The sequence below is a fragment of the Haemophilus sp. Marseille-P9675 genome, from assembly GCF_916862695.1.
Classification (GTDB): domain Bacteria; phylum Pseudomonadota; class Gammaproteobacteria; order Enterobacterales; family Pasteurellaceae; genus Haemophilus; species Haemophilus haemolyticus_K.
In genome coordinates this window covers 54552-67908 of the sequence record NZ_CAKASP010000004.1, presented here as the reverse complement: position 1 = coordinate 67908, position 13357 = coordinate 54552, and the positions used below count along the sequence as shown (strand labels likewise).

Annotated in this window: 22 protein-coding genes and 1 tRNA gene; 20 read left to right on the top strand and 3 right to left on the bottom strand. The window is 37.4% G+C overall.

From position 1 onward, the window contains the following. Nucleotides 1-4 precede the first annotated feature (4 nt). Both LIX50_RS07235 and LIX50_RS07230 read left to right on the top strand, forming a co-directional pair. Nucleotides 5-1099, top strand: a complete 1095-nt coding sequence (locus tag LIX50_RS07235) for a DUF262 domain-containing protein (RefSeq protein ID WP_226385927.1) — start codon at nt 5-7, stop codon at nt 1097-1099. Further along, nucleotides 1099-1758 (top strand): MAE_28990/MAE_18760 family HEPN-like nuclease, encoded by a 660-nt coding sequence (locus LIX50_RS07230; protein ID WP_226385926.1) that lies wholly within the window; start codon nt 1099-1101, stop codon nt 1756-1758. The genes LIX50_RS07235 and LIX50_RS07230 overlap by 1 nt, the downstream gene beginning before the upstream one ends. Here the strand turns inward: LIX50_RS07230 and LIX50_RS07225 are convergent. Further along, nucleotides 1715-2746: a DNA cytosine methyltransferase gene (locus LIX50_RS07225; protein ID WP_226385925.1), complete on the bottom strand. Its 1032-nt coding sequence runs from the start codon at nt 2744-2746 to the stop codon at nt 1715-1717. The genes LIX50_RS07230 and LIX50_RS07225 overlap by 44 nt on opposite strands. A gap of 333 nt (nt 2747-3079) precedes the next feature. Here LIX50_RS07225 and LIX50_RS07220 point away from each other — a divergent pair, with 333 nt between their 5' ends. From LIX50_RS07220 to LIX50_RS07210, 3 genes are all read left to right on the top strand, one after another. Continuing rightward, nucleotides 3080-3310, top strand: a complete 231-nt coding sequence (locus LIX50_RS07220; RefSeq protein ID WP_226385924.1) for a hypothetical protein — start codon at nt 3080-3082, stop codon at nt 3308-3310. 333 nt (nt 3311-3643) lie between these two features. Continuing rightward, nucleotides 3644-3721: transfer RNA gene (locus LIX50_RS07215), tRNA-Met, on the top strand. 53 nt (nt 3722-3774) lie between these two features. Further along, nucleotides 3775-3987, top strand: coding sequence for a hypothetical protein (locus tag LIX50_RS07210; RefSeq protein ID WP_226385923.1), 213 nt, complete (start codon nt 3775-3777; stop codon nt 3985-3987). On the opposite strand, the gene LIX50_RS07205 is transcribed toward LIX50_RS07210, so the two are convergent. Continuing rightward, complete coding sequence (locus tag LIX50_RS07205; RefSeq protein ID WP_046949788.1) at nt 3956-4177, bottom strand: hypothetical protein; 222 nt, start codon at nt 4175-4177, stop codon at nt 3956-3958. The genes LIX50_RS07210 and LIX50_RS07205 overlap by 32 nt on opposite strands. Before the next feature lie 338 nt (nt 4178-4515). On the opposite strand from LIX50_RS07205, the gene LIX50_RS07200 reads away from it, so the two are divergent. The 15 genes from LIX50_RS07200 to LIX50_RS07135 all read left to right on the top strand — a co-directional run bounded on the left by LIX50_RS07200 (nt 4516) and on the right by LIX50_RS07135 (nt 12724). Next, a complete protein-coding gene (locus tag LIX50_RS07200) occupies nt 4516-5787 on the top strand; it encodes a hypothetical protein (RefSeq protein ID WP_048952991.1) in 1272 nt (423 codons plus the stop codon). A gap of 333 nt (nt 5788-6120) precedes the next feature. Beyond that, on the top strand, nt 6121-6792 hold the full coding sequence (locus tag LIX50_RS07195) for an antA/AntB antirepressor family protein (protein ID WP_080351530.1): 672 nt from the start codon (nt 6121-6123) through the stop codon (nt 6790-6792). An 89-nt stretch (nt 6793-6881) separates the two neighbouring features. Then, nucleotides 6882-7187, top strand: coding sequence for a hypothetical protein (locus LIX50_RS07190; protein WP_048952990.1), 306 nt, complete (start codon nt 6882-6884; stop codon nt 7185-7187). Then, entirely contained in the window at nt 7184-7348 is a 165-nt protein-coding gene (locus LIX50_RS07185; RefSeq protein ID WP_193388685.1) for a hypothetical protein, read from the top strand. The genes LIX50_RS07190 and LIX50_RS07185 overlap by 4 nt, the downstream gene beginning before the upstream one ends. A 2-nt stretch (nt 7349-7350) precedes the next feature. Further along, on the top strand, nt 7351-7494 hold the full coding sequence (locus tag LIX50_RS07180; protein ID WP_161798464.1) for a hypothetical protein: 144 nt from the start codon (nt 7351-7353) through the stop codon (nt 7492-7494). Nucleotides 7495-7502: 8 nt separating this feature from the next. Continuing rightward, nucleotides 7503-8147: a ribonuclease H-like domain-containing protein gene (locus tag LIX50_RS07175; protein WP_048952989.1), complete on the top strand. Its 645-nt coding sequence runs from the start codon at nt 7503-7505 to the stop codon at nt 8145-8147. Between the two features lie 4 nt (nt 8148-8151). Further along, on the top strand, nt 8152-8787 hold the full coding sequence (locus LIX50_RS07170) for an ERF family protein (protein ID WP_048952988.1): 636 nt from the start codon (nt 8152-8154) through the stop codon (nt 8785-8787). A gap of 7 nt (nt 8788-8794) precedes the next feature. Continuing rightward, nucleotides 8795-9232, top strand: a complete 438-nt coding sequence (gene ssb, locus LIX50_RS07165; RefSeq protein ID WP_048952987.1) for a single-stranded DNA-binding protein — start codon at nt 8795-8797, stop codon at nt 9230-9232. Between the two features lie 228 nt (nt 9233-9460). After that, a complete protein-coding gene (locus LIX50_RS07160; RefSeq protein WP_048953034.1) occupies nt 9461-9826 on the top strand; it encodes a hypothetical protein in 366 nt (121 codons plus the stop codon). Nucleotides 9827-9893: 67 nt separating this feature from the next. After that, nucleotides 9894-10346 (top strand): hypothetical protein, encoded by a 453-nt coding sequence (locus tag LIX50_RS07155; protein WP_048952986.1) that lies wholly within the window; start codon nt 9894-9896, stop codon nt 10344-10346. A gap of 2 nt (nt 10347-10348) precedes the next feature. Next, nucleotides 10349-10471 carry a hypothetical protein gene (locus tag LIX50_RS09510; protein WP_264177125.1) on the top strand — a complete coding sequence of 41 codons (123 nt, stop codon included), beginning with the start codon at nt 10349-10351 and terminating at the stop codon, nt 10469-10471. A 144-nt stretch (nt 10472-10615) separates the two neighbouring features. Beyond that, complete coding sequence (locus LIX50_RS07150) at nt 10616-11083, top strand: DUF551 domain-containing protein (protein WP_048952985.1); 468 nt, start codon at nt 10616-10618, stop codon at nt 11081-11083. A gap of 57 nt (nt 11084-11140) precedes the next feature. Then, complete coding sequence (locus LIX50_RS07145) at nt 11141-11386, top strand: DUF551 domain-containing protein (protein WP_048952984.1); 246 nt, start codon at nt 11141-11143, stop codon at nt 11384-11386. A gap of 50 nt (nt 11387-11436) precedes the next feature. Beyond that, a complete protein-coding gene (locus LIX50_RS07140) occupies nt 11437-11679 on the top strand; it encodes a hypothetical protein (RefSeq protein ID WP_048952983.1) in 243 nt (80 codons plus the stop codon). Nucleotides 11680-11692: 13 nt separating this feature from the next. After that, nucleotides 11693-12724: a tyrosine-type recombinase/integrase gene (locus LIX50_RS07135; RefSeq protein ID WP_048952982.1), complete on the top strand. Its 1032-nt coding sequence runs from the start codon at nt 11693-11695 to the stop codon at nt 12722-12724. A 150-nt stretch (nt 12725-12874) separates the two neighbouring features. Here LIX50_RS07135 and rplY read toward each other — a convergent pair whose 3' ends face one another. After that, nucleotides 12875-13162: a 50S ribosomal protein L25 gene (rplY, locus tag LIX50_RS07130; protein WP_005633680.1), complete on the bottom strand. Its 288-nt coding sequence runs from the start codon at nt 13160-13162 to the stop codon at nt 12875-12877. Nucleotides 13163-13357 lie beyond the last annotated feature (195 nt).

Sequence of the window (13357 nt, the reverse complement as noted above, 5' to 3'; positions counted from 1 at the left end):
AAATATGATAACGAAAGAACAAAAAGACCTAGCTGAAAAGGCAATTATTGAAAAACAACGAGAGATTTCATTCGGGTTAAGAGAATGGTCTATCCAGACTATTTTAGATAAATTTGGGAATGGCGGTGATCCTGATTGTGATAGCGAATTATTTATCCCAGATTACCAACGCGATTACAAATGGGATGAGCGTATAGCCTCTAGATTTATTGAAAGTATCTTACTCACTTTACCTATCCCTTATATTTATATAGCAGATAGTTTTAATGAAAATCCTGACTTAGATGGCCGAGTAGAAATTATTGACGGCTCTCAACGAATTAGAGCTATTTATTACTTTGTTCAGGATGAATTTCCATTATCAGAATTAAAAGAATTAACCGAATTGGAGGGTTTTAAATTTTCTGATTTACCCGCAGGAAGACAGCGAAGATTCTTACGGGAATCTTTACGCATTATGGAATTAAGGTCAGATGATAGCGAATACAAACGCGATTTATTTGAACGCATCAATTCAGGTATTAAACCATTAATTCCAATGGAACAACGACGAGGCTCTGAAAGTGCTACATCAGCTTTTTATACAAAAGTGATTGACCCTTGCTCAAAGAATGAGTTGTTTAGAACATTGTCACCTCTTTCAAGAAGTAGAAGAAGCAACGAAGATTACGCAGAATTAGTGTTACGCTTCTTTGGTTACGGAGATAAACTTAAAGACTATAAAAATAGTGTGAGAACATTCCTTGATGAATACTTTAATGAGATGGCAAGTATTCCAGAGGAAAAATTAAATATTCAAGAGTATTTGGATAGATTTCAACAAGTTATGAAGTTCGTTGATGAATATTTTCCTTTTGGCTTTAAAAAATCAGAAAATGCAAGCTCTACCTCAAGAACATTTTTTGAGTCTATTGCTTTAGGTACATATTTTGCAATTAAAGAAAATAATGGGGTTGAAGGATTAGATACTGACAACATCTCAAGCTGGTTTAATTCCGAAGAGTACCGTAGTGTTGTTACAAGTGATGCAGCGAATAATAAATCAAAATTAACTGCAAGAATTGATTTTGTAAAAAACAAATTATTGGGTCAAGCTTAATGGTATTAGAGTCACTAAAAGAAGATTTGAGAAAAAGGGATGAGGATATAGACAAGTTATATACTCATCTTCTTTCCTTAGGGGATGAGCAACTTTGTAATATTGTAAAGGCAAACATACTTGTTATGTTATACAACAAGGTAGAGTTTTTCTTTAGGGAATTTATTTTTAGTATTTATGATGATATCCATGATCAGGAAGTCTCATTTTTTGAGCTAAAACCATATATTCAGAATATAATCTCAGGTTATCTATTCCCTAAAAATAGCAATGCTGAGCAAAAACATCAAACTTTAAAAAATTTGTTTGAAGATAAATTCAAAATTTACAAACCTGAAAAAACAGATATTGCTAATGGAAATGTTGATGGCAGGATGTTTAAAGATATATTGAAGGAATACCAGATATCAGACATCCAATTTCATTTCCAAGCAGAAATTGACTTGCGTACTTTGAAAGACATTAGAAACCAACTTGCACATGGAGAAAAAGATTTTAGCGAGATTGGGCTAGCGTATTCAGTAGAACAGTTAATGGTATGTAAAAAGGAGATAGAAAGGATATTTCTAGATATTCAAGATAAGCTAGAAATATCCCTTAATGATAGATTTTATCTTAATGATAGATTTTTAAATGATGCTGTAAACTTAACCCAATAACCTCTCCTAATCGGACAGGAACTGCATTACCAATCATTCTACCCACGTCTTTAGTTTGCATTTTACTATCTACTGGGTAGAATTGATAATCATCAGGGAACGATTGGAAAATTGCAGCCTCTCTTAGTGAAATAGCTCTATCTTGCTCAGGGTGTCCAAAACGACCGTTACCATATCCGTAACATTGTGTTGTCATTGTTGGACTTGGTTCATCCCATTTCATTCGCCCATAAATACTTACATAGGTAGAGCCAGAGGACTTTTTATGGCACGCCAACTGTAGCTCTTCTGGCCAATCTTTCCAAGAACCACCTTGCTTGGAAGCACGGATACGTTTTAAATTAAGTGTATTTAATGAAACTGCACGATGCAGAGGATCATCAGGGTGTTGTTCCCCTGCGTTAATAGCAGGAAGATGTCCGATAACTTCTTTAATGTTTATCCATTTCTCTTTGTGAGTAGGGTCAATTAAGTGGATAGGCCCTAACCGCGAAGCAAGTAATACATGACGACGGCGGCGTTGTGGCACGCCGTAATCCGCACAAACCACCGTATCCGCCCAAGTATGGTACCCGAGGTTTTCCAATTTTTTCACAAAATCATGATAGACCTGGTGCTTAACCACTTCAGGCACATTTTCCATTGTGACCAATTCAGGCAGATTTCCCTCAATTAAACGAGCAAAAGCATATAACAGTGGCCATTTCTTATCGGTTGTTGTGTCTTTTCCTTGGTTATACTTTGAAAAAGGCTGACAAGGGGCACAACCGGCTAATAATCGAATTGCTTTTTTTGAGAAACGGCGAGCAATCTCTTCATTATCTACTAAAGAAACATCTTTATTGACAAACTCAGTGTGATTATTAAATTCAAATGCATAGCGACACTGCTCTTCAATATCATACCCTGCTTTTACTTTAATGCCAGCTTGTTGTAAGCCTGCGGTTAAACCACCTGCTCCGCAAAATAAATCAATTGCTTCAATCATAATTACTCTCCTATTGTGGGTATTATACAAAGATTTTTTATAATAATCGATACTTTTTAGATGATTATCGGCATTTAAATTCTATTGCCTTTGAATCTAATCTCACCCAATTTATTACCAAATCTCTAACTTTCTACAACTTTCGGCAAACAAGCCGCTCAAAAAACCACCACCCAAATCACCTCGCTTAAAATTTATTTCCTTAAAAATCAAATAGATATTATTTAAATATCAAAATAACGCGAAATCATATCAAAAAGATATTGCATATAAGATAGCATTTAGATATTATATCCCCATTAAAACGAGATACACAAAAACAAGGAGCCTTAAATGACAAATCTTCAAAACTTTAAAAAACAGCTTAACTCAGTCGCACCGATTGAGTGCAGTTTAAAAGTTGGCGACCGAGTTATTTATAAAAACGACTTTGGGGTCAAATTCGGGCCGTTTGAAGTCATTGGATTTGAAAAGAAAGAAGATATTTCAGTCGGAAGATTTGTTTACTTAAACAAAGATTGTTACTGGTTCCCAGTAAAAGCGGAACAACTAACAAAACAATAAGAATCTTTACTAAGCCCTTGTGGTGAGGGCTTGAATAAAGGTTTTACAACCAATCCGAAAGGCAACGCTCTTTAACAATTTATCTTACAGAATCACAGTGCATAACGGTGCTAGGCGGTCGTTAGATTGAAAGCCCTAACCTACTTAGCAACACTGTGTTTTGAATATCTGTCCAAGTGGAAGCCAGTGAAAAACGGTGCAGTTGCCGAAAGTGGAAACAGACAGGTAAACCGAACCACACCTTTTGGTCTGTTTTCAAGTTGGTTAAAAATGGGAAAGCGACAGACAGCAAACGTTAGCTAAAGGCGTGACATATCGGAGAGACGGTAAACTGCCGCGGTAGCTTAATAGGTAAAAGCGACCGGCTCATAACCGGAGGATAGTTGAGTTCGAATCTCTCCCGCGGCACCACTTTAAAGCACATTTGAAGTACAGAGACACAACGGCACGTGAAACCGTTGCGAATGATAGATGAAGTGTGTTTTGAAATGGCAGACATAAAACAAACGAGGTTAAAAATGGAAGAAAAAAAAGAAAACAGCCTATCTGATAACGATAAAGAACTAATCAAACAGGCTGTATTGGAAAGTGCAGCAAAAAATACTAATTTTCCCCCAGATAAACTAGCCAAATCAATTTGTGATGCTATTTATCTGATTGATTCTTATAAGCATTGAGAATATGAGGAAGTGATACGCTATCATCTAATGCTTCAAAGCGTTTTGATAACATCTCAACAAAATCAGCAATGCTCTCAGCTGAATCTCGATTTAAGTAGGTAAATGGCAATGCTGTTGATGAGCTAGATGTTTTAGCAATATCTCTCGCCAAAAGCAATGCTAATGTATCGGCTTTTGCTTTATTCATAATTTCTCCTTATTTGTGTTGTGGTTGGGGAAATTATATTCCTTATGTGTTGTGGTGACAATAAGGAGCTTGAGCCTTACAAGCATAAAGAAAGGCACTATACGGGCTTAATTATGGATGATTAAGCTGGTTGCACCGATTTAGTCACGGTGGACACTGCTCAAGATGAGCTTATTCGCTAGGGATGACTACCCAAACTTTTGGTTACTGTCTTAGCCGAGCATGAGGGCTTAAAACTTATGCGGTTCCTTAGGTTTGCCCTCCGTAAAACGAGGGCTTTTTTATCCCGAAAAATTACCTTACAATCAAAGTAATTTTTAATATATAAAGGGAATACTATGAAAACCGTTAAAGCAAGACTGACTGAGTTAAAAAACTTAATTAATACAAAAATCAACAAAGACTATGAGTGGATGGGAGAAATAAAATCACCCGAAATCATCAAAGAAATAGAGAAACTTTATCCCTTAATAGAGAAAATAGAAAAATCTGGAAAAACCCTTGAAATTTCCTATGCAAAATATATTTCTCTTCAATTAATTAAAAAAATAATTCGTATCCTTAATAAAAAAAGAACGAATAATAAATGGGATGAATATGATGTAAATTCATTTATTTTATCTCTAGTCAAACTAAGAATGACAATCAAGGAATTATATTTAATTGAAGTTAAAGGTGAATTAAGAACAGAAGAAGAACTCAATGCTATTGCTGCTGATATATCCAAAGCAAAATTGAATTTAGAAGAACATATCTCACTTGAAGAACAGTTAGTAGAGGATAAAAAGGAGTTCGAAAATTTAAAAAACTCGCTGATTACACTAAAAAAATCTTATAACGATGCACAAGAACAAATAACTGAAATTTCTCAGTGGCACGAACAGTCAGACACATTAAGTAACAATATTTCGACCTATGCAATCACCGCACAAAATAATCTTACTAAAATCACGACATTAGCAACCACGGCGGAAACCAATAAACCCAAAATAGAAAGATATCATGAAGATATTGAAGGTATGATTAAATTATTCAATAAACAAAAAGAGGAGATTCAAATGATTATTGAAGACGCCAACCGAGCAAGCATGGCAGGTTCGTTTAAAACTCAATCTGAAAATATCGATAGTAAAATGAAAGCTGTAGATAAAATTTTGCTTGGCTCACTTGTTGCAACATCTGCTATTTCATTTATCAATTATTCAACAAGCCTGAGTGCAACAGACAGCCTTAATATTTTACAATTTCTTGCTAAGTCTATTGTGACAATCCCGTTACTTGTCATCGCCTGGTTAAAAGCTAAAGAACGGGCTTATCTCTTTAGATTAAGGGAGGATTATAACTACAAATATTCCTCAGCAATGGCATTTGAAGGTTATAAGAAACAAGTACAAGAACAAGACCCTAAATTACATCAGCAACTTCTGCAAATTGCCGTGGATAATTTGGGGATAAATCCAACCAAAGTCTTTGACAAAGATTTAAAAAGCACACCACTTGAAACGATTATCGATGGCGTAGGAAAACGCCTAGATAAAGCTGTTGATGGTATTAAAGGAGAGGTGAATGACATTCCAAAGAAAACAAAAGAATTAATTGATGATGAATAACTCACTCCCTCAAATTCTCAGCGCTTTTTATTGACACCGCCCCCACATCAGATTAAGATATTCTCACTTTCAACAGAAAGTCGGGATCGCAGTCCTGAATGATTAGAGCGGTGAAAAAGACAGTCGCTCAAAAGCGACTTTTTTTATAGCCGCAAAACAGCAAATCTACCTTTTCCCCAAATTTGGTGAAAAGTCCAATGATGAACTGTTTAGGAGGATCGAAAGATCCGCCGTTTACTCTAATCAACGGTACTGCGAATCCTATTCAGTTCATCACCAACTATTCGCAGTGGTTCGTGATGAGTTCTAAAACTTTGATTAGAGAATCACACAATGACAAACTCAAACTTAATTCCTGTTTTTAACGGTTTAATCCAAAATCAACCTGTTCAACTTTGCAATGCTCGTGAACTTCACACTTTCTTAGATATTGGCAAAGATTATTCTACTTGGATCAAAGACCGCATCAACGAATATGGATTCATTCAAGATGAAGACTACTTCATCATCACCGAACGCACCAACGGACGCCCACGCAAGGAATATCACATCACCCTAGATATGGGCAAAGAACTCGGTATGGTCGAAAGAAACGAACGAGGCAGACAAATCCGCCAATACTTCATCCGTTGCGAAAGAACATTAAAAGCCTTGCAACAACCGCAACAGCTTGAATTATCGGAAACCAAAGGCAAAAAACAACGCGGATTATTACCGCCGAAAAATCCCTTTGGCTATATGACTTACGAACGAGAATTCACCGCACGCGAACTTGAATGGCTTGTGCTCTCGTGGTATCAAGCCTATGAATATCGCGAGCTACTCAAACAGCTTTTCCCCATGCTGGAAGCGGCGCAATCCGCCTTACTCACACCAATCAAAAATCGTATCGCGTCATCCGATATGGATTTCAAATTATCTGCCGATGTGCTTTTTAGAATCACACGCGGCACAGATGTGATGCGCCTTGCGCCCCTCATCACGTTAGAAAACTACGTGCAATAAAACTCACGAAAATCTACCGCACTTTTGAAAAATCGTGCGGCGGATTCTCACACCCTAAATTCACTAAATCGACTAAAAAGGAAACAAAAATGCAAAAATTTACTGACGCATTCGTCGAAACTATTCCATTTCTTTGTAAAACAGCCATCGCCTTTGCCCTCGCTTTTTTAATTGGCGGTATCGCCTACTGTTTTGCCGATGAACCCACCGACTGGCACGACAACACACTAAGCCAACAAATCCAACAAGAGGCACGTGCAAAAGCCAAAGCGCAATGGCGTGAAGAAAACGGCATCTATCAAGCGAATCTTACCCCACAAGTTAATGCTGATATGTATCGTTATGTCGAGCAAAAACAAGAAGAAATTAACCGCACTTTAGGAGTAAAACAATGAAACGCACAACGCTATCTCCTTGGCAATGCGATAACCCCTATGATTACTACGCACAATTTGAAAGCGAAAGCATAGAGCAAGATGAACCAGAAGAAGATTGGCGTGAACCTGAAGATGCTGATTGTGAATATTGGCAATCCAATTGTTATGGGAGAGGTTAAAAATGGAAGAAACACCACGTGAACGCCTAGAAAGCAAGGCGGATTTGTTAAATGCAATTAAAAACTGGCTTTGGCAAGAGCGAATTGCACCGGAAGAATTGCAAGAATTAATCCAGCAAGTAAAAGAAAATCCAATACCATTTTGAGGTGATTTATGAAAATTTATATCGACATTGAAACTATTCCAACACAAAACGATGAATTGAAATCATATGTGTGTGAGAACTTAAAAGCTCCGGGTAACTACAAAAACGAAGAATCCATTGCAAAATGGCTGGAAGAAAACAAGGGCGATGCGGTGAATAAAACCTCTCTTGATGGCGCTTTCGGTGAAATTGTGGCGATTGGTGTTGCGATCAATGATGAAGACCCTGTGGTGTTTTATTGTGATGATTGGCAAGCTCCGAATCGTGAGGTAGATATTTTAACTCGCTTTAATGATTATTTGCGTGAGCACGCCAGTAAATCCAAGGAGGTGCCTCAATTTATTGGGCATAACATCACGAAATTTGACGATCGATTTATTTTTCAACGCTCCGTCATTAATGGTGTAAAACCTTATTATACGGCAACACGCCAAAATACTTACGACACGATGACGGAATGGGCTGGCTACGGCAATACGGTATCACTCGATAAACTTTGTAAGGTGCTTGGCGTTGAGCAAAAAGGCGATATTGATGGCTCGAAAGTGTGGCAATGCGTCCAAGACGGCAAGATTGCCGAGGTGGCGGAATATTGTGCTAAAGACGTTGAGCGCACTCGCCAAATTTACAAGCGCATGAATTTTATGGGGTGATGGAATGAGTATTTATGCAAAGTTGTCGCAAGCGCGTGTGAAGTTGCAAAAAGAAAACCTGAAGAAGACGGGCAATAATAGAAGTTTTAAATACTTTGAGCTAAAGGATTTTCTTCCGAGGGTTAATGAAATCTTTGATGAATTAAAGATGTGCGCTGTTGTTCGATATTCTTCCGAGCTGGCTACATTGACAGTCTATGACTGCGAAAAGGATGAGAGCATTGAGTTTACCTCGCCAATGGTTCAGAAAGCCTTGCCATCAGGTACGGAAATCCAAAATCTTGGTGCTATTCAAACTTATCAACGACGTTATCTATATTTGACGGCGCTTGAAATTGTTGAAGATGATTTGGTTGATAGCATGCCACCAGAAAAGGCAGAGCAAAAAAAGCAAGAATCTCAAAAACACTACAACAAATCAACGCCGCCGAGTACGAGCTCTATTCCGGCAAAACCCTCTCAAGCTGACCAAAAAACAGTGATTGAAAAGCTGAAAGATGGCTTGCAGGAATGCAAAGACAAGCAAGAGCTTGAACAACGATATGCGAAACAGCTTCCGTGGCTTGAGCAAAATCACTCGGAACTGATTGATGAATATAATTCGTTTTATGACGAATGTTTATTTAATTTAAATATGTAGGTGAAATATGGCAGGAATAAACAAAGTAATTATTGTCGGCAACTTGGGCAACGACCCTGAAATCCGCACTATGCCAAATGGCGAACAAGTAGCGAATATTAGCGTAGCAACCAGCGAAAGTTGGACAGATAAAAACTCAGGCGAGAAAAAAACTCAAACCGAATGGCACCGCATTGTGTTCTATCGTCGTCAAGCTGAAATCTGCGGACAATATTTACAGAAAGGCTCTCAAGTGTATATAGAAGGTCGCTTAAAAACACGCAAATGGCAAGATAATAACGGCCAAGATAGATATACAACAGAAATACAAGGCGATGTTTTGCAAATGCTAGGAGGTCGCCAAGATGAGCCAAAGTCGCAAAGTAAATCACAATCAAAACCAAATAAACCTGACCCATTAAGCGCAGCAGCAGAACAAGATGGGTTTAATGATATTCCGTTTTAGCGGTTAAAATTAATTAAAAGTGAGGTTAAAAATGAGAAAAATTATTCAAATTGCTGTGTCTGAATCTATGGGTTATGACAATGACTGCGGGGGTTTAGAGCAATCAGAAACAATTGTTGCACTGTGTAATGACGGGACATTATGGCGTAGATGGTTAAACACTGTTGGTACTAATAGAAACGAACCTAAATGGGTAAAGATCGAAAATGTTCCGCAGGATTAGAAACTATGACACAACCAAATGAAATTAACATCAAAATACCCTTACATAAATTCCAAACATTAATGCTCTACTATGTCCGTGAAACACTCAACAAAAGTGGGAAATCGGTTTTAATCTGCGTCAAAGATGTCAAAGAATATTGGCTGGTGTTAAATAGTTACACGAGAGAATGCATTGAGCACAATGTTAAATCTTATGTAAATGATAATGGCTATTTGCTCAAAAGTGATTATTTTAAAGATGACTTAACCGCTTGGAGTGAGTTAGCCGACTGGATAAATGAAAACCGCAGTAGCACATCAACAACGGCCACAACAGCAAAACCGCTTGTGCCTGTGTTACCTGTGGTAAATCTTGGTAATCAAAAATAGAAATTAGTATTTAACAAACCCAATAGGCGTTCCAAGTGAGCGCCTATTGTTTTAATGGAGAAAGGAAATGAAAGAATTTAACTTAGATGCAGCTTTAAATGGCGAGCCTGTAAAGCTCGCTTGTGGAAGAAAGGCATATATACTCTACGATTTAAGTAGATACCCTGAATTATTAAAACACGCAAACAGACGACCTTTAAACGGACTTGTTATGTCTGATTGTGAAGAGAATGACTGCTACCCAGCTAGCTGGCTTTCAGATGGCAAGAATTCGTTTGATCAAGATAACGTAATCGGAATGTGGGAAGATCCAAAGATTAGTGCTAAAGATTTACCTAGACCGTTTTATCCAGAAGAATCTAGCGATTATTTTTACATCTTAGACGGCAAAGTGATTTATAACTCAAATTATTGTAATAACAACATTATTTCACGACAAAGAGCAATCAATGGGCAATGTTTTCGCACAAAAGAAGATGCTCAAAAATGGCTTGATTTTATGAAGAATATGATGGAGTGAGTATGAAAGCATTTATAGAATGCCTATTCTATCTATTGACTGGCGCTTTCATCATTGCGATGGCTGGAGCAGGAATAGGATTATTTCTTGGCGTTGCGTGGAAAATTATTCGATTGGTGGTGTGATATGAGCGAATGGATTAAATGTTCGGAGCGGTTGTCAGGGATAAGAATGAGATTGGGGAAGATATGAAAGTGCTAGATGAACATATCCTTGAGTATATTTGGGACGAAACATTAGACCGCATCTTACTAAGTAAGGATTAAAAAATGAAAAAATATTTTGCTTATGACGCGTTAGAGCGCGAATTTACAACACACGACACACTACAAGAAGCTAAATCACAAGCGCAAGACTGTGTTGATGAAATTTTTGATATTGGTGCTGATAATGGTTTCGAGGATGAAATCGAAGACGGCATAAAAGAAACGTATTTTGGGGTTGTATTAGGTGGGTTTGATTTACTGACCAGACCGCTCACCGAAGAGGAAAAAGAGCTCTATGCAGATAAGTTCACTCACATGGTTGAAAATCCAGTGCTTGTTGAGTATCCACAAAATGAGTGGATTAAGTGTTCGGAGAGATTGCCTAAACCAAATACAAGAGTATTGATTTGTAACCGAGACAAAGAAATTAGGTGCGCTTTATATCAAGAATTAATTGGGTTTGGTTACATCCCTCTTTATGGCGAAGTTACACATTGGCAACCACTTCCACGACCGCCAGAAGATTTATAATTAACGAGATTATTAAAGCATTGTGCTATCATATTCAAAAATTTTAAGGCGGTGAATATGAAAGATATAGAGATTAAAACAAATCACCCTCCATTATCTGCTTTACATGAAAGTAAATGGATTAGATGCGAGGATATGTTGCCGAGAGACAATAATGATGTATTGGTTGTAGTTATGGATAATGGCAACCAGGAAATCAGGATTGGTTTCTTAACCAATATTTGTTGGTATACATATACAGACGATGATAAGCTTGCGAAGGTAACTCATTGGATGCACTTGCCTGACTTACCAAAAGATTAAATGATAAATAACAAATAACCGCCTACGGGCGGTTTTTTATTGGAGTAAATATGGGAAGAGAATTTTTTGATGAATACTGCAGTCCAGAATTATTAGCGTTAATAACTGGATATGTTTGTCCTAAATATCAGATGAAAAGCTTAAATGAATTCGGAATTCCTTTCCTGCATCCAAAAGGAAATAGAAAATTCCCGCTTGTGTTACGATCTGATGGTGACAAAATTTTGAAAGGTGAGAAAGTGCAGCCGATTACACAAACAAAGGAAAGACGGCGGTCTGCAGTATTAAGTTAGTAAGGGGGATATTATGGCACGTCCAAGAAAACGAATTAATCAAGGATTGCCACAAGGTTTAGTGTGTCGGAATCGAAAAAGAGCGGATGGCTCAATCGTGGTTTATTATTACTACACGATGGCAGATAAAAAAGAAGTTGCTTTAGGTAAAGATAAGCACATTGCTATTCTGGAAGCAGCAAAGCTGAATATGCAGTATCTGACTAAAAAAGATAATATCCTTTTTATTGAAGTGCTTGAGCGATATGAAAAAGAAGTTGTGCCGCTTAAAAAAGCGAAGAACACTCGAAACTCAAACATTCAGGCAATAAAGAAATTACGCCAATACTTCCAAGATCCACCATTTACCCTTGATGAAATACAGCCTATACACATCCGTGAATATTTAGATTGGAGAAAAGACGTTAAACCAACCGCAAATATCGAAGTTGGGTTATTTGGCCACATTTGGAGCATGGCGAGAGAATGGGGTTACACTGAAAAGATCAGCCCATCAACAGGGGTTAAAAAATTCAAAGTGAATTACCGTGATGTGTACATTGAAGATTATATCTTGGATAAAATCTACGACTGCGCCACAGGTGATATGAAGGACATTATGGATGTGATGTATTTAACCGGACAACGCCCAATAGACGTGGTAAAAATCCATAGTTCACACATCTACAACGATTTACTGCATATTACACAGCAAAAAACAGGTAAACGTGTTTCGATTAAAGTTATAGGTAAACTAAAAGAGATTATCGATAAGCGGATCACTGAAGAAAATCAGTTCCTATTTACGAATAAATGGGGGCGAAAGCTCGAGCGTAGATCACTTACAGATTATTTCAAGGATACACGTAATGCGGCATCAAGAAAATATAAAGAGCTAGCCGAAGAGATCAACCAAGTGCAATTGAGAGATCTTCGCGCGAAAGCAGCAACAGACCTTTCATTAATGATTGATGATGAACGAGCAAGAAAACAACTTGGCCATACTTCTGCACGTACCACTCAACATTACATCAGAAAAGAAAAACCACTCAATCCAACCAAATAAAAAAGGCCCTTCATTTGAAGAGCCTTTTTTTTTGTCACAAATCACGTTCCGAAACGTTTTTAAAACCCATTGATTTTATTAAAGTTTAAAACCTAAAAATAAGAAAAGGTTTCGGAATTAAAATTGACTTTAGATAGCGTAAATACTGGATTATGCTCTTTTGAAGTCAATATGAACCAATTTTGGTTTGAATGGGTGACGTTGCATTGCTTGTACTTTAACTGCAACCTCTTTACCACCGATCACTAAAGTGATCACTTCAGAATAGAAAGATTCGTGTGCTTGCGCGTTGTTTAACTCATCATGGTTTAAGATGATTGAAACTGGCTCTTCGCTGCCACCATAAACGATTGCAGGGATTTGACCATTGTGACGCAGGCGGCGGCTCGCACCCTTACCTTGCGCTGTACGAACTTCAGCGTTAAATTTAAATGCCATTTTAATGTTCTCTTTAAATTAATGTTAAAAGAAAAAAATTGCAGGCGACCCAGCAATTTTCCAAATATTGCTCTCAAAGACAAGCATTGAGCTATGCTTTGAGACGGCGAATTATAGAATATCCCTCTTTTCAAAGCAAACTTTTTCTAGGCTTTTTACCCTGAAAAGATTAGAATGCTTAACAGTTTTTTACGA

What these genes read in the sequence shown, in the direction of transcription:
- LIX50_RS07140 (WP_048952983.1), top strand. Translation starts at nt 11,437, where the DNA reads ATGGGAAGAGAATTTTTTGATGAATACTGCAGTCCAGAATTATTAGCG.
- LIX50_RS07190 (WP_048952990.1), top strand. Translation starts at nt 6,882, where the DNA reads ATGCAAAAATTTACTGACGCATTCGTCGAAACTATTCCATTTCTTTGT.
- LIX50_RS07185 (WP_193388685.1), top strand. Translation starts at nt 7,184, where the DNA reads ATGAAACGCACAACGCTATCTCCTTGGCAATGCGATAACCCCTATGAT.
- LIX50_RS07200 (WP_048952991.1), top strand. Translation starts at nt 4,516, where the DNA reads ATGAAAACCGTTAAAGCAAGACTGACTGAGTTAAAAAACTTAATTAAT.
- LIX50_RS07220 (WP_226385924.1), top strand. Translation starts at nt 3,080, where the DNA reads ATGACAAATCTTCAAAACTTTAAAAAACAGCTTAACTCAGTCGCACCG.
- LIX50_RS07225 (WP_226385925.1), bottom strand. Translation starts at nt 2,746, where the DNA reads ATGATTGAAGCAATTGATTTATTTTGCGGAGCAGGTGGTTTAACCGCA.
- LIX50_RS07170 (WP_048952988.1), top strand. Translation starts at nt 8,152, where the DNA reads ATGAGTATTTATGCAAAGTTGTCGCAAGCGCGTGTGAAGTTGCAAAAA.
- LIX50_RS07210 (WP_226385923.1), top strand. Translation starts at nt 3,775, where the DNA reads ATGATAGATGAAGTGTGTTTTGAAATGGCAGACATAAAACAAACGAGG.
- LIX50_RS07155 (WP_048952986.1), top strand. Translation starts at nt 9,894, where the DNA reads ATGAAAGAATTTAACTTAGATGCAGCTTTAAATGGCGAGCCTGTAAAG.
- LIX50_RS07175 (WP_048952989.1), top strand. Translation starts at nt 7,503, where the DNA reads ATGAAAATTTATATCGACATTGAAACTATTCCAACACAAAACGATGAA.
- LIX50_RS07235 (WP_226385927.1), top strand. Translation starts at nt 5, where the DNA reads ATGATAACGAAAGAACAAAAAGACCTAGCTGAAAAGGCAATTATTGAA.
- LIX50_RS07150 (WP_048952985.1), top strand. Translation starts at nt 10,616, where the DNA reads ATGAAAAAATATTTTGCTTATGACGCGTTAGAGCGCGAATTTACAACA.
- LIX50_RS07160 (WP_048953034.1), top strand. Translation starts at nt 9,461, where the DNA reads ATGACACAACCAAATGAAATTAACATCAAAATACCCTTACATAAATTC.
- LIX50_RS07205 (WP_046949788.1), bottom strand. Translation starts at nt 4,177, where the DNA reads ATGAATAAAGCAAAAGCCGATACATTAGCATTGCTTTTGGCGAGAGAT.
- ssb (WP_048952987.1), top strand. Translation starts at nt 8,795, where the DNA reads ATGGCAGGAATAAACAAAGTAATTATTGTCGGCAACTTGGGCAACGAC.
- LIX50_RS07180 (WP_161798464.1), top strand. Translation starts at nt 7,351, where the DNA reads ATGGAAGAAACACCACGTGAACGCCTAGAAAGCAAGGCGGATTTGTTA.
- LIX50_RS07145 (WP_048952984.1), top strand. Translation starts at nt 11,141, where the DNA reads ATGAAAGATATAGAGATTAAAACAAATCACCCTCCATTATCTGCTTTA.
- rplY (WP_005633680.1), bottom strand. Translation starts at nt 13,162, where the DNA reads ATGGCATTTAAATTTAACGCTGAAGTTCGTACAGCGCAAGGTAAGGGT.
- LIX50_RS07195 (WP_080351530.1), top strand. Translation starts at nt 6,121, where the DNA reads ATGACAAACTCAAACTTAATTCCTGTTTTTAACGGTTTAATCCAAAAT.
- LIX50_RS07230 (WP_226385926.1), top strand. Translation starts at nt 1,099, where the DNA reads ATGGTATTAGAGTCACTAAAAGAAGATTTGAGAAAAAGGGATGAGGAT.
- LIX50_RS07135 (WP_048952982.1), top strand. Translation starts at nt 11,693, where the DNA reads ATGGCACGTCCAAGAAAACGAATTAATCAAGGATTGCCACAAGGTTTA.
- LIX50_RS09510 (WP_264177125.1), top strand. Translation starts at nt 10,349, where the DNA reads ATGAAAGCATTTATAGAATGCCTATTCTATCTATTGACTGGCGCTTTC.